Consider the following 18,475-nt stretch of genomic DNA (forward strand, 5'->3'; position numbering starts at 1 on the left):
CAGGCATGACAGATCAAAAGACTTTATCCGGCGAACCAGAACAGCACGTGGCACCCCAGGCCGATCACGACGAGATCGCCAAGACCATCGTGCAGCGCGTCGCCCAACTCAGGGCCTGGCTCTTCCTGGCTTTCCTCATATTGACCTTCGAGGTTTGGTCGCGGGTTTCGTTCGGCGGAACCTTCGTCGGATCGCAGTTCAACTGGCAGTCGATAGCCGTTTTCGCCGTCGCTCCGCTGCTGATCGCCGTTGGCCAGACCTTCGTCATCATATCCGGCGGTATCGATCTTTCGGCCGGCTTCATCATGGGCCTTGCTGCCGTCGTTGCCGCGCATGTGACGAACCTTGCCGGCGGCTACATGCCGCCCATCCCGGCAATGCTCTGCGGGATTACCTCGGCGATCGTCGTTGCCGGCGTCCCCGGCATGATCAACGGGCTCCTCATTTCACGACTCAAGGTCCCGCCCTTCATCGGCACACTTGGCATGTTCGGCGTTGCGCGCGGTACGGCATTCCTTCTCGCTGGCGGAACGACGGTCCCCGTCGCGAATGCGGCCTTCGCAGAGCTCGGCAACGGACGCTTCTTCGGCGTCCCCTATCTGGTGATCGTCACAGCGGTGTTCCTGCTGATCATGCACTACATCCTGAGCCAGACACGTTTCGGCCAGCACAACTATGCGATCGGCGCGAATGCGCAGGCCGCAAGACGCTCCGGCATCGACATCAAGGCGCATATCCTGAAGCTCTACATTCTCTCGGCCATGTGCGCGGGCCTCGGCGGAGCGCTCTATGCGGCCCGCTTCACGGCCGGTGCCGCGCAGGCAGGCGAGCCGCTGCTGCTCGATTCGGTCGCTGCCGTCGTCATCGGCGGTGCATCGCTCTTCGGCGGATCCGGTTCGGTCATCGGCACGATTGCCGGCGCCCTTGTCATCGCCGTCATCCAGTACGGACTGGTCTTCGTCAATGTCGAGCCGTTCTGGCAGTTTATCGCCGTCGGCACGGTCATCATCATCTCGGTTCTGATCGACCAGGCGCAGCGCCGCTTCAGCGGAGGAAAACAGGATGAATAGTCAGGCTCCGCTTCTGGAAGTTCGCAACCTTTCCCGCCATTTCGGCGCGGTGAAGGCCCTGCAGGAATGCTCGATGATGGTCAGGGCCGGCGAGGTCGTAGCGCTGGCCGGCGACAACGGCGCGGGCAAGACGACGATGATCAAGGCGCTGTCCGGCGTCTATCCCCCGACGTCGGGAGAAATCCTGATCGACGGCAAGCCAGTCGAGTTCTCTTCGCCGCAGGAAGCGCGCATGAAGGGGATCGAGACGATCTACCAGGATCTCGCGCTCGCCGACAACCTGTCCATCGGCGCCAATATCTTCCTCGGTCGCGAGCCGATGACCAAGCGCTTCGGCTTCCTGCCGGTGCTCGACCGCAAGGCGATGGCGGATGCCGCCCGCGAGACCATGGCAAAGCTCGATTTCCATGTGAAGCGCCTCGACGCGCCGGTCTCCAACTTCTCCGGCGGCCAGCGCCAGGCAGTGGCGATCGGCCGGGCGGTCTACTGGAACGCCAAGATCCTGATCATGGACGAGCCGACGGCAGCCCTCGGCGTGCCGGAGCAGCGCAAGGTGATCTCCCTCATCAAAGCGTTGAAGGCGCAGGGCAGGGGCGTGATCTTCATCTCGCACAATCTGCAGGACATCTTCGCCGTGTCCGACCGCATCGTCGTGCTGCGCCGCGGCGTCGTCGCGGGCGAAAGGGCGATTTCGGAGACGGATCACTCGGAAGTGGTCAAGCTGATGATCGGCGGCTGAAAGCCGCTGCTCATGCATTGCGATCAGGCAGGCCGCGTCTGAACGTTCGCGGTCTGACCTAATATGACGCCGCCGCCCTGGAACTCTTCAGGACGTTCGCAACTTCGTTGTGCGAAGCCGGCCGCTGCAGCGCTTATCGAAGCTCCGACTTCAAAGCATCGGAAACATCCCCGATGCAACGCGCCGGGTGATGATGAGAGCCGTGACTACGCCGGAGCGCTCCCTTAATCCGCCCGTGAGTGCCGGGCGCTTTCCATCCGATCCATGTCCGGCAAAGCCCTCTCGATGAAAGCCGGCAGTTCCCTTACGGCCAAGTCTTCGGGCGCGGACAGTCAAGCCGGCCGCTTTCTCCGGTTCTATCCTTTTGGACGGTATGAACCGGCGTGAAGGCGCGAGAGACGCTGTGCCGCCATATCGATTGCTCCAATCCACCAGACAAGGGAACGTCAATGAGTATCAATTTCGCCTTGAACGCAGACCAGATCGCACTTCGCGACGGTGCGCGTACGTTTGCCAATACCGTGTTGAAGGATGTCCGCAAGACGATCGCGCAGTATGCGAGACCCGACGAACGCTTCTATGCCATCAAGCCGTTTTTCGACCAGGCCGTGGCGGCGGGTTTCGTGAAGACCCTGCTGCCCGAGGCTGCCGGCGGCTCGAATATCGCCACGCTGGATTTCGCGCTGGCGGCCGAAGAACTGACGACTGTCGATGTCAATATTCCAAGCGCCCTGTTCGGCACCGGCCTGTGCGTCAAGCCGGTCGCGATGTTTGGAACCGAGGAGCAGCAAAAGCGCCTTCTGACCGATTTCGCCGAGGATGGCACACGCCTCGGTGCGCTGGCCTTCACGGAAGTCACGGGCGGCGCAAACTTCGATTCCGCCGATCCGCGCTTCGGCGTGAAGACGGTCGCCACGCTGGAGGGTGACGAATGGGTGATCAACGGCGAGAAGCACTACACAACGAACGGCACTGGCTGGGACGGCAAGAATTGCCACCTCTATGCCGTGCTGTGCCGCACCGACCTGTCCAAAAGCGCTCAGGATTCGCTTGCCGTCATCATGGTTCCCGGCAACACGCCGGGTATCAAGGTTTCGGGCCTTCTCGACACGATCGGCCACAGGGCGACGATTTCTCCGCGAATGACCTTCGAGAATGTGCGCGTACCAGCGAACAATATTCTCGGAAAACCGGGTGATGGCATCAAGATCATCTCCACCAATTTTGCCTGGACCGCAGCCCTGATCGGCGCGGCCTGCGTCGGCGTCATGCGCGCGGCCTACGACCATGCTTTGCAGTTCGCCCGCTCGGATGCCCGTTCCGGCCCGCATCCGATCATCGACTATCCGACCGTCGGCTACCAGCTCGCCGATATGAAGATGAAGATCGAGGCCTGCCGCTACCTGACGTGGAAAGCGTGCCATCAGTACGATCAGTCCAAGGGCGCCGAGCATGAACTGGCGGTGATGACCAAGGTGTTCTGCTCCGAAACCTGCGTCAACGTCGTCTACGATGCCATGCGGGTGGTCGGCGTCGACAGCTACACCGACCTTCATCCCCTGGCCGACATGATGAATGACGCCATGTGCTTCCCGCTTTACGACGGCGGCAACATGGGCGCACGCCGGCGCAATCTGCACAGCATCATCAAGGATCCGAGCTACAGTTCGCTGACTGCTCCCTACGCCACTTTCGGCGCCTGACAATCGTCCCGGCATCAACCGCTTCAGGCGATGATGCCTTGAACTCGAACGGAGCGGGGCAGCGTGTCGGCGGCCCCGCTCCAGGCTTGCCTTGTCACGGCCGGTAGTCCCGGGGTGTGACGCCGAAGCGACGGCGAAAAGCCCTGCTGAAGTGGGACATGTCGTTGAAGCCGTAGCGGAAGGCGACCTCCGATATGGTCAGGCACGTCCCCTTGCTAAGTTCGAAGGCGCAGCGCTCCAGCCTTTTGTTGAGAATGATCTGGCCGAAGGTCTCGCCGCTTCCCTGCAACAACTTGTGCAGGTAGCGCGGCGAGATCCCGAAATGCGCGGCGACCTTGGCCGGCGTGATGTGCGGATCGGCGAAATGGAGATCGATATGGCGGAGCACCGCGTGGCGCAGCGGCGACCGGAAGCTCCGCTGCTGTTCCTTTCCCGGATCCGGCGCTGAAGCCCGAAGCGACATGGCGACCAGATCGAGAATGGTCTTCGTCAGGTCGATTGCGCTGTGGCGGAAGCTTTCCGGATTGCTGGCCACGGCTGAGAGAAAATCCACAACGATCCTGCCGATGGGAGTGCCGGCGCCGGCGGTTCGCACGGCCAGGTCCTGGCCGACATGGGCATCAAACATATGCTTGGGGATCTTGAAGGAATGTTGCGTCCAGGCGTCGCTGCCATAGTCCAGGAGAAAGGGCTCGGATGAATCGACGACGGTGAAGGTGCCGGGCGAGGTGACGGCGCTCCGGCGGCCCTGACTGGCGCTGCAACTGCCGTCTACCTGCAGGTTGAGAAAGCAATAGGCATCCGTGTCGCGACCAATGTCCCTTCTGGTGCGGGCAATCGTCTGTCGCACCGAGGAAATCGTCGAAATACCGATGTCATCGAACGCATGATCGGTGACGGCACCTTGGAAAGCCAGTTGCGGCGCCTTTTCAGGGGCGAGTGTCACGTAGACCTTGCACAGGACATCCCTCCAGTAGCTGAAGCGCTCTGTGGCCCTGATCTCCGTCAAATCGAAAGACCTCGCGTGCATGACTTACTGCTCCGGTTACGGCTTCCTGTTTCTCTGCTCCGTGACAGGCTTTGGAGAGCTGCCCGGCCCAGCCGACAGCCACGGCAAGGCCACGAATTCGCTGTCGGTCCCTAGTGTCCGCGCATCTCGCTGCGGAATGTGTGCGGTGTCATGCCTGTCGAGTTCTTGAACGCACGGGTGAAGTTGGCGTGGGAAGAAAATCCGGCGGCAATGGCGACGTCGGCGACATTCCAGTTGTCATCGAGCAGTCTCTGCTTGGCGAGCGCCATGCGCTTGCCATTGACATAGGCATGCGGGCTCGTTCCGGTGGCGTGTTTGAATGCCCGGGCGAAATGAGCAACACTCATGCAGGCCACCTCGGCAAGGTCGGCGACCGAAAACTCCTCGTCGAGGTGAAATTCGATATAATCCGTCACGCGTCTCATTCGCCGCGCGTCCAGCGCACCCTCGCTGCTACGCTTGCCCTGCTGGCGGGAGGAGGCCGTCGAATAGGAGCGGACAAGATGGGCGGAAAGGGAGACGGCCAGCGTCTCGATCAACAGGCGGCCGGCCGCGCTTTCCGTCGACATCTCCTGCAGGATCTGTCCCGCGGCAAATTCGATGAAGGGATCCTGGTCGATGCTTTCGTACCGCAATTCGATCGCCGCCGGATCGAGGTCGAACTCCTGCAGGATCGTCGAGGAGAAGGGCTGCCCCGGCAGGAAGAGATGAAGACAGTCGTCCATCCGCTCCGTCACCGATATGAACTCCTCCTCAATCCCGGCCGGACAGAGCCAGATCGTGCCGCGCCGGGCGACCGTGTGCTGCCGCATGCCGCCGCCGCGGCGATCCACGACGCTGCGTCCGTGCAAGAGGATGGCGATTTCGGTTTCCCGCGGAACGAGTGAGGGCAGTTCACCCGCTTCATGGCACCAGCGCTCGGCCAGAATATTGCGCCAACCGCTTGCGTTCGAGGTCTGGGTCATCGTGCCGGTAATGTATTTGTCGACGGAATGACCGAACATGGCTTCGCTCCGGTTCCATTTTGCCTGAGGTGAGGAGAAGCAATTTCCGGACCAACCCGCCAAACAGCCAGTTTAGCAGGAATTGAATAGACAAACGCAGTTTTTGCTAACGCCAAAGACCGCCCACTCGCTCCACATTGCCTAAAGTTGAAGCAATGCTTTTCAGAAGGCAAACCTTGGGAGTTGAAAATGGCTCGCACTACTGTTGTCGGCGCATGCCCGCATGACTGTCCGGACACCTGCTCCATCCTGACCACGGTCGAGGATGGGAAGGCTGTCGCTGTCCGTGGCAATCCGGATCACCCGTTTACGCGCGGTCGTCTTTGCGTGAAGGTCAACAACTACCAGGACCGCGTCTACAGCGACAAGCGCCTCTTGTATCCGATGCGCCGCACGGGCCCTAAGGGCAGTGGGCAGTTCGAGCGCATCAGTTGGGACGATGCGATTGGGGAGATCGCGGCGCGTTTCAAGGACATCATTGCCACCGACGGCGCGCAGGCCATCCTGCCTTACAGCTATCTCGGCACGCAGGGCATTATCAACGGGCTCAATGTCGGCGATCCGCTGTTCAACAAGCTGGGCGCCAGCGTCAGCGAGCGCACCTTCTGCGATTCCGGTTCCTGCACCGCCTATATGATGACGATCGGCCATACGCCTGGCGTCGATCCGGAAGCCTTCATCCATTCGAAATACATCATCCTGTGGGCCTGCAACACGCTCAGCACCAATTCGCATCACTGGCCCTTTATCGAACAGGCCCGGAAGAACGGCGCCAAGCTGGTGGTCATCGATCCGGTGCGCACCCGCACCGCGCGCCTGGCGGACTGGCACATTCCCATCCGCCCCGGCACCGATTGCGCACTGGCGCTGGCGATGATCCACATCATCATCAAGGAAGGGCTCATCGATCGCGACTATATCGATGCCCATACCGTCGGTTTTGCCGAACTGGCGGAGCGGGCCGAGCAATACACGCCCGAATTCGCGTCCGCCGAAACGGGCATTCCCGTGGAGGACATCTACGCGCTGACGCGGGAATATGCCACGACCGCGCCGGCCGTGGTGCGCATCGGCGTCGCGGTCGAACGCCATGCCGGCGGCGGCCAGACGGTGCGCGCCATCGCCTGTCTGCCGGCCCTGATCGGGGCCTGGAAGCATGTGGGGGGCGGGTTGCTGCAATTGCCGATCTGGGCCTTCCCGGTCAACTGGGGCGGAATGATGCGGCCGGATCTGCAGCCCGAGACCATGCGGGTCATCAATTCGTGGCAGCTCGGGCCTGCCTTGACCGGCGATATGCCGCTTGATCCGCCAATCCGCTCGCTCTTCGTTTACAACGCCAATCCGATGGCGATGGTCAGCCAGCAGGAAAAGCTGGAGCAGGGGCTGGCACGCGACGATCTCTTCACCGTGGTCAGCGAGCATTTCATCACCGACACCGCCCGCTATGCCGATATCCTTCTGCCGGCGACCACCCAGCTGGAACAGAAGGACATCATGTTCTCCTGGGGGCATCTCTATCTCTCCTACAACAATCCGGCGATCGAGCCCCTGGGGGAGGCGGTGCCGAATACCGAACTGTTCCGCCGGATCGCCCGCGCGCTCGATATCGATGACCCGTTCTTCCACCGTTCGGACGACGAGATGATCGAGCAGTCCATGGACTGGGAAAATCCGGTCATGGAGGGCATCACGCTCGAGGAGCTGAAGGAGAAGGGCTTCCTGCGTCTGAAGTTGCCGGCTGCCGGCGACTGGGCACCGCACCGCGACGGTAATTTTCCGACGCCGACAGGGAAATGCGAGTTCAAGTCCACGCTGGCCGACAACGGCAACTTCGTGGTTCCGCTGTTTCGCCAGGGCTACAACGGCGATCAGGCAGGCGAACCCGTCGATCCCTTGCCGCATTACATCAGGCCGAACGAGAGCCCGGCCAGCGCACCGGCGCTTGCGAAGAAATATCCGCTCAGCCTGATCTCGCCCAAGAGCCATGCGTTCCTCAATTCCAACTATGGCAACCTGCCGGCGCAACTGGCCCAGGCGGGCGAGGAGCAGGCGGTCATCCTTCATCCGGATGACGCGAACGCACGCGGGATAGAGGTGGGGGCGCCCATTCGCGTCTTCAACGATCGCGGTGTCTTCGAGGCTTTCGCCACCGTCTCCGAGGACGTGATGCGCGGCGTTGTGGTTGCACCCGCCGGTTACTGGCAGCGCTCGAACCGCCGGGGCCCCACGGTCCATGCCCTGACGCCTCCCGCTTTCGCCGACCTGGGCCGTGCACCGACATTTTCGGATGTGCTGGTCGAGGTTGCCAGATCCTGACCGACAATCTTGCTTCCCTGAAGAGGTTTATTGACAATGCCCTATGTCGTTACCGACCAATGCAACGGATGCCGCTATACGGAGTGCGTGACGGTGTGCCCCGTCGAATGTTTCCACATCGACGATGACATGACCTATATCGACCCCGACAACTGCATCGATTGCGGCGGCTGTGTCCCGGCCTGTCCGGTTGGCGCGATCCAGCCGTCCTACCTCCTGTCGCCCGACCAGCAGAAGTGGATCGAGATCAACAAGCGTCGTTCCGCCGAAACGCCGGTTGTCAACACGCGCCTGGCGCCGCTTCCCGGCGCCGACGAGCGCAAGAGGGCGATGGGCCTATGACGGTGCCGCGCTATCGTGTTGCCATTGTCGGCGCCGGTCCGAGCGGGTTCTATGCGGCCGAAGCATTGCTTCGGTCGGACAAGGACATCGCGGTCGATCTGTTCGAGCGACTGCCGGTGCCCTACGGTCTGGTCCGGTTCGGGGTCGCGCCCGATCATCCGAAGCTGAAGCAGGTCACCGCGGTGTTCGAGCGGATCGCGGCGATGCCCGGCTTTCGCTTTGTCGGCGGGGTGGAGATCGGTGTCGATATCGGCATCGATGACCTGCGCCGATCCTATCACGCGACGATCCTGGCGACGGGTGCCGCGCTGGGCCGGGACCTCGGCCTGCCGGGTGAAGACCTGCCCGGCACCCATCAGGCGAGCGATTTCGTCGGCTGGTATAACGGTCACCCGGATTACAGGGATCTGACGTTCGACTTCGGCGGCGAGCGCGCGGTCGTCATCGGCCATGGCAACGTCGCTCTCGATGTCGCCCGCATCCTCCTCAAGACGCCGGAGGAGTTGCGCCACACGGATATTGCTGGCCACGCTCTCGAGGCGCTGGCCGAAAGCCGGATTCGCGAAGTGCATCTCGTGGGGCGTGGCGGCCCGGCGGGGACCCGCTTCTCCGCCAAGGAGCTGCAGGAGTTCGGGACGCTGGCCGATTGCGATCCGGGCGTTGCCGAGAACGATCTTGGCATCGATCCGTTTGCCCTGCCGCAGGCCGCGGACCCGGAACGGAAAATCGCTGTCGGCCTGCTTGAGGCATTCTCCCGCCACCCGGCGACGAAGAGCAAGCGCTGCCTGTTCCGCTTCCATCTCAATCCGGTCCGTTTCGAAGGAAATGAGCGGGTCAGCCGTGCGCACTTTCGTTCGACCGCAGCGGGCGAGGGGATGACGCAAGACGTGGCGATCGATACCGGCCTCGTCTTCCTCAGTGTGGGCAGGCGCAGTGCGCCGGTCGCCGATGTTCCGTATGACGCGGCCCGCGGCGTCCACGCCAATGCCGGTGGCCGCGTCGGTGTTGAAGGAGAGGGTGTTCCGGGCCTTTACGTGTGCGGCTGGAGCAAGCGCGGTCCGCAGGGAACGATCGGCACAAATCGCGCCTGCGCGCTCGATACGGTGGAGAAGGTTCTGGCCGACATCGAATCTCTGCCCTCGCCACTCGCCACCTCAGCGGACGACTTCGTTGCCTCAATCTGGGCGCGACAGGGCCAGCGGCTCGATTTTGACGCTTGGCGTGCGATCGACATGGCGGAGGTGGCCCGGGGCCGGGCGCTGGGCAAGCCGCGCGAGAAGTTCGTGTCCGTTGCAGAGATGATGGCCGCGGCCACGGGGAGGGATATCGCGTGCTGATGGAACCCTCATCCGCCTGCGCGCTTGTCGACAGTTTCGGCCGCAGGGTGAGCTATCTGCGGCTGTCGGTGACGGACCGCTGCGACCTGCGCTGCGTCTATTGCATGTCGGAGCGCATGACCTTCATGCCGCGGAAGGACATTCTTTCGCTGGACGAACTGGCGCGGGTCGCCCACGCCTTCATCCGGGTGGGCGTGCGCAAGATACGCATCACCGGTGGCGAACCGCTTGTCCGCAAGGATGTCATCGAGCTCTTCCGCGATCTTTCGGCAAGCCTGCAGGATGGACGCTTGCAGGAACTGACGCTGACCACCAACGCCACCCGCCTTGCCCGTTACGCCAGGGATCTGGCGCTTGCGGGCGTGCGGCGAGTCAACATATCCCTCGATACGCTTGATCCGCATCGTTTCGCAGCCTTGACCCGTGGCGGCTCCCTGGCAACCGTGCTCGAGGGGATCGACGCTGCGCACGATGCCGGGCTGGCAATCAAGATCAATACGGTCGCGCTCAGCGGAAGCACGGAAGAGGAGATCGATGACCTGATCGCCTTCACGCACGGGCGCGGCATGGGCCTGACGCTGATCGAGACCATGCCCCTTGGAGAAACGGGGGAGGACCGGCTCGACCAGTATCTGCCGCTGGATCGCCTGCGCCGGCAGATAGAGGAGCGATGGTCGCTGACGGATATCGGCCTTCGCACCGGCGGCCCGGCCCGTTATGCGCGGGTTGCCGAAACCGGCGGCACCATCGGCTTCATCACGCCGATGACGCATAATTTCTGCGAAAACTGCAATCGCGTCCGGGTGACCGCCGCCGGCGTACTCCACACCTGTCTCGGCCAGAACGACGCGGCGGATCTGAAGGAAGCCATACGCGCATCCGACGACGACGGACTGCTGCTGGAGACGATCGCCCATGCGCTGAAGCATAAACCCAAGGGCCACGACTTCGTGCTGGACCGCGCATCAGTGCCACAGATCGCCCGCCACATGTCGGCGACCGGGGGCTAACCCCGGCCGCGGCGCAGGGACGTGCCGACGCGCCGCACGCAGCGTGTGGCCCCGTTGCTGACGTGGAGCGCAGCCAGTTCACCCCGACGGTTGGGGCTCTCGCGGCGTCAGAGCTGAATTTATTCTCGAATTTCCGAGCAAATGGCGCAGCGTACCGGGTGACGATGAGAACTATGTCTACGCCATAACGCTCACTTCGGCGGTGTCTGGATCCCTCTCTGCCCGCCATTCCCGCCCCCCGGGGCCTCCCAAAACCAAGCGGCATGGCGGTTCGATCATGCGTCACGTTCGATGCTTGCTGCTCTCGGCTTTACGATACATGTGACGGCTGTAAATCTGAGTCCGCCGGGCGATCCGGGGCCTCTTGCGGTGGCTGTTGCGTGGCTCCGCCCTGTTGCAGCGACCAGTATCCGCCCCTGAGCGCCATCAATGCGTCGTGGGTGCCCGTTTCACGCACGTTGCCCGCCTCCATATAGACGATCAGGTCCGCGTCGCGGATGGTCGAGAGCCTGTGCGCGATGACGAAGCTGGTCCGGCCCTGACGCAGCTCGGACATGGCTTGCTGGATGAGCATCTCGGTTCTTGTGTCGACGGAGCTGGTGGCCTCGTCGAGAACAAGGATCGGCGCGTCCAGAAGAAAGGCGCGCGCGATGGTCATGAGCTGGCGCTGACCCTGTGACAGCGAGGCGCCGCCATTCTCCAGCACTGTGTCATATCCCCCTGGAAGGGTTCGGACAAAATCATCGACGTGGCAGCGTTGCGCGGCGGCAACCACCGCCTCGCGGCTGCTTTCGGGGCGGCCAAAGGCGATGTTGTCGTGGACCGTGCCCGTGAAGAGCCATGTGTCCTGAAGCACCATGGCGATCCGGCTGCGCAGTTCGGAGCGCGAAAGTTCCCGGATATCGACCTCGTCGAGACGGATGGCGCCACCGTCGATCTCGTAAAACCGCATCAGCAGATTGACCAGGGTGGTTTTTCCGGCCCCGGTCGGGCCGACAATGGCGATGGTCTGGCCCGCCAGCGCTTCGAAGCTTACATCCTCGAACAGGGGCTGATCGGGCTGATAGCGGAATCGAACGTGATCGAAACACACATGGCCGGTGACGGCAAAGCGTGGCCGCGTCTCGCTGGCTTCGTCTGACGACACTTCCGGAGCATTGAGGAGTTCGAATACTCGCTCGGCCGATGCCAGCGCGGACTGGACTTGGGCCGCCATGCTACCCAACTGAGAGACGGGCTGCCCGATCTGCCGGATATATTGGATGAACGCCTGCAATTCGCCCAGCGACAGCCCGCCCGCAAGCACGCGGAAGGCGCCGACAACGACGACCGCGACATAGGCGAGGTTGGTGACGAGCATGGTCACCGGCTGGATCAGGCTGGCCAGGATTTGCGCGGTCCTGCTGGCATTGGTCAACTTGGCATTTTGATCGGCGAAGCGCGCCTCGATCCGGCTGCGCGCGCCGAAGACCCGGATCAGGGTCTGGCCGGTGAAGCTCTCCTCCACCGTCGCGTTCAGATTGCCCGTTTCGCGCCATTGGCGGGCGAATTGCGGCCCTGACACCCGCGTGAGAAGCCATGTCAGTACCATGGAGACGGCAATAGCCGCCAGCGCGACAATAGCCAGCGGCGGTGACATGACGATCATGAACGCCAGAACTCCGAGGATCGTCAGCAGCATCAGCAGGAACTGGCTGGCGACCTGCTGCAGGTTCTGGACCATGTTGTCGATATCGTTGGTGAAACGCGACAAAAGCTCGCCCCGGGGCTGCGCGTCAAACCAGCTTAATGGCACGCGTGAAAGCTTCGCCTGCGCCTGGCAACGCAAATCGCGGCCCAGCTTTTGTACCAGATTGTTGATCAGCCAGGCCTGCGCCAGATTGAACAGTGAGGCGGCCAGATAGATAACCGCGACGATCGCGAGGTGGCGGACGAGCGCCGCGTTACTGAAGCCATCGCCGATCAGAAGATTGGTCGCCTCCCCGAGTTGCCAAGGCCCGGCCGTGCTGGCCGCCACGCTGCCGATCGACAGGAGCACGGTGCCGACGACGACCAGTCGGCTGGCGCCGAGAGCTCGCCAGGTTGCGAGGGCCGCAGTACGGGTATCTTTCGGCTTCTCCCCCCCGATCGCGGCGCCGGGCGCATTTTGCGCAGGCCGTGGGGAGGTCGAGGCGGTGGCCGGGCGGGAATCCTCCACCTTGTTCATGCGGCATCCTCCGCCACGCTTTGCTGCGAGCGCACGATATCGGCGTAGATCGGGCAATCCTCCACCAGCGCCGCATGGCGACCCGACCCGACGATCCTTCCGCGATCGAGCACAAGGATGCGGTCCGCATCCTTGATCGATATCACACGCTGACTGACGATCACCGTCACCGCTTGCGCGGTCGCGCGGCGAAGCTCCCCCCGCAACCGCGCATCGGTGGCCTGATCGAGCGCCGAGAAGCTGTCGTCGAACAGGTAGAGATTGGCATCGCAGACGAGCGCCCTGGCGATGGCGAGCCGCTGTCGCTGGCCACCGGAAAAATTCGTTCCTCCCTGGGCCACGGGCGCCGCCAGTTTCTCAGGCAGCGCGCGGATGAAGTCTGCGGCCTGGGCGATCTCGAGGGCGCGCCACAGGCTGGCGTCATCGGCCTCAGGATTCCCCAGCCGCAAGGTGTCAGCGACGGTGCCTGAGAAGAGGTAGGTCTTTTGCGGAACGTAGCCGATTCGTCCGCTCAGCGTCTCCGGCGCGATCGCCCGCAGATCGGTCCCGCCGAGCAAGATGCGTCCGGTGCTTGGATCGTCCAGCCGCGCGATGAGATTGACGATCGTGGATTTGCCCGAGCCGGTCGCTCCGATGATGCCGAGGACCTCCCCAGGGTCGACCGCGAAGTCGATGCTTTCGAGCACCATGGCCTCTGCACCAGGGTAGCCGAAGCTCACCGCCTCAAAGCGTACGGACAGTCCGGCGCCTTTTTCGGGTAGAGCGTGCGGATGTGCGGGCGGGGCTACCATGAGCGGGGTTTGCAGGAGTTCGCCGATCCGACGTGCACTGACCAGCGCGCGCGGCAACAACACGACCAGCATTCCCATCATCATCACCGAGATCAGGATCAGCGAGACGTAGGAGAGAAAGGAGATCAGCGCGCCTATCTGCAGATCGCCCGACACTATCCGGCTCGCACCGGCCCATACCAGAGCTACCGAGGCCAGTTGCATCACTGCGGTCACCGCCGGGCTGATCGTCGCCATCAGCCACCCTGCGTGAAGCGCGGTGTCCGTCAGTTCGGTGTTGGCCGCGCCAAACCGCCGGCTCTCGCGGCCCTCCTGCAAAAACGCGCGAATGACCCGAATGCCGTCGATCTGTTCGCGCAGGATGGTGTTGACACCGTCGAGTTGTCTTTGCATCTGCTGGAACAAGGGTGTCGCGCGTAGCGTCAAAAATCCGACGATCAGAGCGAGGATCGGCACCACGATGACCAAAAGCTTGGACAATTGCACATCTTGGCGCAAAGCCATGATGGCGCCGCCGATCCCCATGATCGGTGCGGTCACGATCATGGTCAGTGTCAGGATCAGCATGGTTTGCACCTGCAACACGTCATTCGTGCAGCGGGTGATCAGAGAGCCGATGCTGAAGCTCTGGACCTGCGCGAGGGCGAGGCTATGAACCTTGGCAAAGATGTCTGCGCGCAAGGTCTGGCCAATCTGGTAGGCTATGCGCGCGCCGAGCAGGACTGTCGCGACGTTGAGCAGGAGCTGAGCCAGCGAGGCCGCCACCATCCATCCGCCATAGCCCAGCACCGTGTCGGTGGACCCGGTGGAGATGCCTTTGTCGATGACATCGGCGCTATAACCGGGAAGCAGCAGCGATGCCGTAACCTGCCCCAATTGGCACAGCAGTAAGCCCGACAGGGCCCAGCCATGCCCGCGAAGCCGGGCGCTCCAATTTTTCGCAGGTGCAGCAGGAACGGGTTCGATGATCGACACTTCGGTTAAGTTCGCCATGGCCATTTTGCTCCGCTGCTTCGCGTCAGGAACCATACTGGCCTCCTCCTTCGCGCTGCACAAGAATATTGTCGCGGCCTGGCTGGTGGTGCTGTGGATGATGGTGGTTGCCGCCCGTGTATTTTCCGGCGGTAACCGCGGGCGCCGGATCCGGGTCTTAAAGACCACGTCTCAAAGGGCGCTTCGGGGTCTATTGAGTGCGTCGCTTACAGCCGCGGTCCTCCGAGTGTGAAGCCGCCATCAATCAGAATATCCTGACCTGTAACGAACCGGGCATCGTCGGAGAGCAGCCATGCGACGGTGCCGGCAACGTCGTCGGGAGTTCCGTTTCGCCCCAAGGGCGCGTGGGCGGCAAGCTTGGCGGAGAATGCCGGGTCCAGAACCTCGTCGGCCATCGGCTGCCTGGTTCGGCTTTTTGCGGATTGGCGACTGCGTGAAAGACCCATGTGGCTTCTCTACCAACGCGATCGGCGCATGACGCCACGCTTGCGCAGTTTTATTGTTTTTTCCATGACCGCATTTGGATCATCGTCGAGCACGCACAAGAGAAGATAGTTCGCCCAAGAACGCTGCATTTCAAGAATTGGCGCGTCACGCCGGGTGATGATGAGAACTATCTCTACTCTATCGCCTTCCTTTGATCCGGGCGTTTATGGCCGACATTGGCTTCCGCCCCCTCATGACCCGAATGCGTGATGAATGCCGGGCAGGATGCGCGCGAGATGGTTGAACTCGGTCATGTCGTGAACCGACATTTCATAGGCCGTTGATTCCGCAACCTGCTCGTTGAAGCCAATCTTTTGCAGCATTGCCGGAGCCTTTTCCGCATTGGCGAACCGCGCCATGTCCGCATGGGCTCCGATCCAGTATCGGCTTAAGAGTTCCATGCCGGCACTTGTGTCGCGGGCAATATGGACCATCAGCGTGAACGGGATATCGGGCGCCGGCGTCGCATAGCAGACGGCGCTGGCGCTGGCGGTATAACCCTCTCGCGCCAGTGCCTGCGCGTCGAAGCCGAGCGTCGCCGGCTCGGAGAAATGGATGATGGCGTCGAGACGGCTCGGTCCGATCCATTCCTGGATGCGATTGGGATTGTTGAAGAGCCGCTTCTCGTAGCTCAGCGATGCATCCTTCAGGCGGGACGGGTCGGCGACGCTGGTGTCGATATGCGCCTGCGGAAACCAGAGCATGTAGCGCTCCCTTTCGACCGGATGCCAGGTGAACCACCACTTGAACATCTCAGTGGTCACGCCGGGCATGACGATGCGGCTTTGCGCATAGGCCATCTGTCCATCAAGAACGGCATAGCCGTTGTCTTTCGTCTTGAAGGACGGGTCGATCAGGCGGTTGAGGTTCTGCGCACTCGGCGTGGGTACTTCGCCGGGGTCGAGCGGTCCGAACTGGAGAGCCTTCGCCGACGCCGAGGGGACGGAGAGATCCGTGTCGAGATAGGGCGCATAAGGGGTGGCGCCCACGGCCTGCTCATTGGCGGTGCGCTGCTTCTGGCATTCCAGGGAAAGGTATGTGACAGCGCTCCAGTCCCCGTAGGCGTCGCGATGCGCTGCGGGTTCGGCGGCGGATGCCGCCTGCGCCAGATCCGAATGGGACAGGATAGCGGCAGACGTGGTTCCGACGATTGCGGCTGGAGCGCTTTTGAGAAGGGTGCGGCGGGACAGCGTATGGGTCATGGCGAGCTCCTTGGCGAAAATTCGATGCTTGACCCTGAAACTACGCCATGCTCATCATTAATCAAATCGATCTAATACATGACAGAAATCGACATGACTGATATCTCGAACATCGATCTCAACTTGCTGATCTCGATGGAGGCCCTCCTGGAGGAAAAGAACGTCTCGCGCGCTGCGCGGCGGCTTTCTCTTGGCCAGCCCGCCATGAGCCACAATCTGGCGCGGCTTCGGCGCTTGCTGGGGGACGAGTTGCTGGTGCGAAGTGCGGGTGGCATGGTGCCGACGGAGAAAGCCGTCAGCCTCGAAGTCGAGCTTCGCGCGACCATGCGGAAGATACGCATGCTGTTTGAGGAGCAATTGCCGTTTGATCCTTCAACCGCGCAAATGTCCTTTCGGCTTGGCGTGACCGACAGCGCCGAAGCAATCCTCATTCCCGCAGTCTCGGCCTTGCTGCTTGAAAAGGCGCCCGGCGTCACGCTCAAGTTGATCCCCATAGGCGGGGCCGATGTCGCCGATGGTCTGGAGATGGGCGTCTTCGATCTCGCCATTGGCACCTTCGCCGGGGGGAAAAGCTACCACAAGCAACGCGTGATCTATCACGAAGGGTATCATACGGTTTTCAATGCCGCCCTGGTCGCCATCGGTGAAGCGATGACGCTTGATGATTACAGGCGTTATCCGATGGTGGTGGTCGACGGACCGGACGGAGACGCAATCCTCGACGCGTTGGGACGTCTGGACGTGTGGCCGCATGTCGCCCTGCGAACGCCCCATCTGCTGACGGTGCCTTCTATCGTTTCCCAGGCGCCGATGATCGCCGCCGTCCACACCCAGGTGGCGGAACGTTTCGCCAGGCATTTCGACCTGTCCGTCAGGCCGCTTCCGGAAGAAATCCGCCTCGCGCCTGCAAAGCTGATGCTGATGTGGCATGCGGCCAGCGACAAGGCTCCCGCAAACCGCTTCCTGCGCGATCTTGTCGTCGAAGGGCTCAGATGTCTGCGTGGGAGGAAACCATAGGCTCCCGCTTTCGCGCTTTTTTCCGCTTCCTGCGAAAATGGTGACGGCATGGCGGCGCTGGTAAAGGAAAATGGCGCACCGTGCCGGGTGATGATGAGAACTATGTCTACGCTGTGGCCCCCCTTAAGCCGGTTCGAATCCCGCATGTCCCGTCTGTCCCGCCGATTCTACGCTATGACGCGATACCCTGCGCGATAGCTACGCAAACACCGCCGATTTCCGCACCGCGCGTCACGCCGTGGCCGCTCCGCCCGCGACCATGACAGCGGAAACGGGCCGAACCGGCGCGATATGCGACACCTATTGCGGCTGCAGATGCTCGGCCATGAAGTCGACGAACACCCTCAGTTTGGGCGTAATCTGGCGGCTGGCCGGCCAGAGCACGTTGAACTGATCGGTCTCGGCAACCCACTCGTCCAGGATGGACACGAGGCGGCCGTCAGCGATCTCGTCACGGATCGCAAAGGGCGGCAGACACGCAATGCCCAGTCCCTCGATCGCCAACTCGATCAGAGGATCGACCGCCGTCGCGCTCATCCGTTCGGGCAGGACAACCTTCCCTTGCCGTTCCCCGCGAGCAAACGGCCAGGGTCGGAGCTTGCCGGTGCTGGGAGAGCGTTGGTGGAGACACTGATGCTGCGCCAGATCGTCAGGGGTTTCCGGCACGCCACACCTTGCCAGATAGTCGGGTGAGGCGACGATTTTCAGTTTGAATCGGCCGACATTGCGGCTCATCAACCGGCTGTCCGATGGTTGCCCGGTGCGAATGACGGCATCGAACCCTTCCTCCACCACGTCCACCAGCCGATCGCTAAAATCCAGATCGAGTTGCACCTCTGGCCAGGCGCGCATGAACTTGGCCATCACCGGTGTCAGCAGCATGCCGACCAGCGGCAGACTGATCCGCAGCCGCCCTCTTGGCGTCCGATTGGATCGGGCAAGCTCGGCTTCCGCTGCCTCCACCTCCTCGAAGATGCGGCGGCAGCGTTCGAGGAACAGCCGCCCCTCTTCGGTGAGCGTCATGTTGCGCGTGTTGCGGTGGAACAGGCGCACATCCAGCCGTTGTTCAAGTCGAACCACCGCCTTGCCCACCGCAGAGGCGGAAAGGCCGAGCTTGCGGCCAGCCGCAACGAAACTGCCGGTTTCAGCCGATTGCACGAAGGCGTCGAACGCAGTGAGTTTGTCCATGCACTGACTATTACAGGAACTTTATTCCGTAGTCATCGGAA

At 62.3% G+C, this 18,475-nt stretch carries 15 protein-coding genes; 8 read left to right on the forward strand and 7 right to left on the reverse strand.

All coding sequences use genetic code 11. The features are described 5' to 3' along the window. Positions 1-5 precede the first annotated feature (5 nt). From ACU5AZ_RS16760 to ACU5AZ_RS16770, 3 genes are all read left to right on the forward strand, one after another. Positions 6-1,070, forward strand: coding sequence for an ABC transporter permease subunit (locus tag ACU5AZ_RS16760; RefSeq protein WP_446823470.1), 1,065 nt, complete (start codon positions 6-8; stop codon positions 1,068-1,070). Then, positions 1,063-1,809, forward strand: coding sequence for an ATP-binding cassette domain-containing protein (locus tag ACU5AZ_RS16765; protein ID WP_446823471.1), 747 nt, complete (start codon positions 1,063-1,065; stop codon positions 1,807-1,809). The genes ACU5AZ_RS16760 and ACU5AZ_RS16765 overlap by 8 nt, the downstream gene beginning before the upstream one ends. Positions 1,810-2,258: 449 nt before the next feature. Further along, complete coding sequence (locus ACU5AZ_RS16770; protein ID WP_446823472.1) at positions 2,259-3,512, forward strand: acyl-CoA dehydrogenase family protein; 1,254 nt, start codon at positions 2,259-2,261, stop codon at positions 3,510-3,512. Positions 3,513-3,606: 94 nt separating this feature from the next. On the opposite strand, the gene ACU5AZ_RS16775 is transcribed toward ACU5AZ_RS16770, so the two are convergent. Both ACU5AZ_RS16775 and ACU5AZ_RS16780 read right to left on the reverse strand, forming a co-directional pair. After that, complete coding sequence (locus tag ACU5AZ_RS16775; protein WP_446823473.1) at positions 3,607-4,542, reverse strand: helix-turn-helix domain-containing protein; 936 nt, start codon at positions 4,540-4,542, stop codon at positions 3,607-3,609. A gap of 110 nt (positions 4,543-4,652) precedes the next feature. Next, complete coding sequence (locus tag ACU5AZ_RS16780; protein WP_446823474.1) at positions 4,653-5,546, reverse strand: helix-turn-helix domain-containing protein; 894 nt, start codon at positions 5,544-5,546, stop codon at positions 4,653-4,655. 189 nt (positions 5,547-5,735) lie between these two features. Between ACU5AZ_RS16780 and ACU5AZ_RS16785 the strand changes: the two genes are divergently transcribed. Genes ACU5AZ_RS16785 through moaA form a run of 4 tightly spaced genes read left to right on the forward strand, consistent with a single transcriptional unit; the run spans position 5,736 to position 10,551 of the window. Further along, complete coding sequence (locus tag ACU5AZ_RS16785; RefSeq protein WP_446823475.1) at positions 5,736-7,862, forward strand: molybdopterin-containing oxidoreductase family protein; 2,127 nt, start codon at positions 5,736-5,738, stop codon at positions 7,860-7,862. Positions 7,863-7,898: 36 nt separating this feature from the next. Next, positions 7,899-8,204 carry a 4Fe-4S dicluster domain-containing protein gene (locus ACU5AZ_RS16790; RefSeq protein ID WP_446823476.1) on the forward strand — a complete coding sequence of 102 codons (306 nt, stop codon included), beginning with the start codon at positions 7,899-7,901 and terminating at the stop codon, positions 8,202-8,204. Then, positions 8,201-9,541, forward strand: coding sequence for an FAD-dependent oxidoreductase (locus ACU5AZ_RS16795; RefSeq protein ID WP_446823477.1), 1,341 nt, complete (start codon positions 8,201-8,203; stop codon positions 9,539-9,541). Before ACU5AZ_RS16790 ends, ACU5AZ_RS16795 begins: the two co-directional genes overlap by 4 nt. Further along, positions 9,541-10,551: a GTP 3',8-cyclase MoaA gene (moaA, locus tag ACU5AZ_RS16800; RefSeq protein ID WP_446823478.1), complete on the forward strand. Its 1,011-nt coding sequence runs from the start codon at positions 9,541-9,543 to the stop codon at positions 10,549-10,551. Before ACU5AZ_RS16795 ends, moaA begins: the two co-directional genes overlap by 1 nt. Positions 10,552-10,861: 310 nt before the next feature. On the opposite strand, the gene ACU5AZ_RS16805 is transcribed toward moaA, so the two are convergent. From ACU5AZ_RS16805 to ACU5AZ_RS16820, 4 genes are all read right to left on the reverse strand, one after another. Further along, complete coding sequence (locus tag ACU5AZ_RS16805; RefSeq protein ID WP_446823479.1) at positions 10,862-12,757, reverse strand: ABC transporter ATP-binding protein; 1,896 nt, start codon at positions 12,755-12,757, stop codon at positions 10,862-10,864. Then, complete coding sequence (locus ACU5AZ_RS16810) at positions 12,754-14,577, reverse strand: ABC transporter ATP-binding protein (protein WP_446823480.1); 1,824 nt, start codon at positions 14,575-14,577, stop codon at positions 12,754-12,756. Before ACU5AZ_RS16810 ends, ACU5AZ_RS16805 begins: the two co-directional genes overlap by 4 nt. A gap of 170 nt (positions 14,578-14,747) precedes the next feature. After that, positions 14,748-14,936, reverse strand: coding sequence for an SDR family oxidoreductase (locus ACU5AZ_RS16815; protein WP_446823481.1), 189 nt, complete (start codon positions 14,934-14,936; stop codon positions 14,748-14,750). 282 nt (positions 14,937-15,218) lie between these two features. Next, complete coding sequence (locus ACU5AZ_RS16820; protein ID WP_446823482.1) at positions 15,219-16,229, reverse strand: DAPG hydrolase family protein; 1,011 nt, start codon at positions 16,227-16,229, stop codon at positions 15,219-15,221. 93 nt (positions 16,230-16,322) lie between these two features. On the opposite strand from ACU5AZ_RS16820, the gene ACU5AZ_RS16825 reads away from it, so the two are divergent. Further along, complete coding sequence (locus tag ACU5AZ_RS16825; RefSeq protein ID WP_446823483.1) at positions 16,323-17,246, forward strand: LysR family transcriptional regulator; 924 nt, start codon at positions 16,323-16,325, stop codon at positions 17,244-17,246. A 300-nt stretch (positions 17,247-17,546) separates the two neighbouring features. Here ACU5AZ_RS16825 and ACU5AZ_RS16830 read toward each other — a convergent pair whose 3' ends face one another. After that, complete coding sequence (locus tag ACU5AZ_RS16830) at positions 17,547-18,434, reverse strand: LysR family transcriptional regulator (protein ID WP_446823484.1); 888 nt, start codon at positions 18,432-18,434, stop codon at positions 17,547-17,549. Positions 18,435-18,475 lie beyond the last annotated feature (41 nt).

Source organism: Rhizobium sp. PAMB 3182, assembly GCF_052908355.1.

Excerpts from the sequence above, each read along its gene's own strand:
- ACU5AZ_RS16760 (WP_446823470.1), top strand. The coding sequence starts at position 6 with ATGACAGATCAAAAGACTTTATCCGGCGAACCAGAACAGCACGTGGCA.
- ACU5AZ_RS16765 (WP_446823471.1), top strand. The coding sequence starts at position 1,063 with ATGAATAGTCAGGCTCCGCTTCTGGAAGTTCGCAACCTTTCCCGCCAT.
- ACU5AZ_RS16770 (WP_446823472.1), top strand. The coding sequence starts at position 2,259 with ATGAGTATCAATTTCGCCTTGAACGCAGACCAGATCGCACTTCGCGAC.
- ACU5AZ_RS16775 (WP_446823473.1), bottom strand. The coding sequence starts at position 4,542 with ATGCACGCGAGGTCTTTCGATTTGACGGAGATCAGGGCCACAGAGCGC.
- ACU5AZ_RS16780 (WP_446823474.1), bottom strand. The coding sequence starts at position 5,546 with ATGTTCGGTCATTCCGTCGACAAATACATTACCGGCACGATGACCCAG.
- ACU5AZ_RS16785 (WP_446823475.1), top strand. The coding sequence starts at position 5,736 with ATGGCTCGCACTACTGTTGTCGGCGCATGCCCGCATGACTGTCCGGAC.
- ACU5AZ_RS16790 (WP_446823476.1), top strand. The coding sequence starts at position 7,899 with ATGCCCTATGTCGTTACCGACCAATGCAACGGATGCCGCTATACGGAG.
- ACU5AZ_RS16795 (WP_446823477.1), top strand. The coding sequence starts at position 8,201 with ATGACGGTGCCGCGCTATCGTGTTGCCATTGTCGGCGCCGGTCCGAGC.
- moaA (WP_446823478.1), top strand. The coding sequence starts at position 9,541 with ATGGAACCCTCATCCGCCTGCGCGCTTGTCGACAGTTTCGGCCGCAGG.
- ACU5AZ_RS16805 (WP_446823479.1), bottom strand. The coding sequence starts at position 12,757 with ATGAACAAGGTGGAGGATTCCCGCCCGGCCACCGCCTCGACCTCCCCA.
- ACU5AZ_RS16810 (WP_446823480.1), bottom strand. The coding sequence starts at position 14,577 with ATGGTTCCTGACGCGAAGCAGCGGAGCAAAATGGCCATGGCGAACTTA.
- ACU5AZ_RS16815 (WP_446823481.1), bottom strand. The coding sequence starts at position 14,936 with ATGGCCGACGAGGTTCTGGACCCGGCATTCTCCGCCAAGCTTGCCGCC.
- ACU5AZ_RS16820 (WP_446823482.1), bottom strand. The coding sequence starts at position 16,229 with ATGACCCATACGCTGTCCCGCCGCACCCTTCTCAAAAGCGCTCCAGCC.
- ACU5AZ_RS16825 (WP_446823483.1), top strand. The coding sequence starts at position 16,323 with ATGACTGATATCTCGAACATCGATCTCAACTTGCTGATCTCGATGGAG.
- ACU5AZ_RS16830 (WP_446823484.1), bottom strand. The coding sequence starts at position 18,434 with ATGGACAAACTCACTGCGTTCGACGCCTTCGTGCAATCGGCTGAAACC.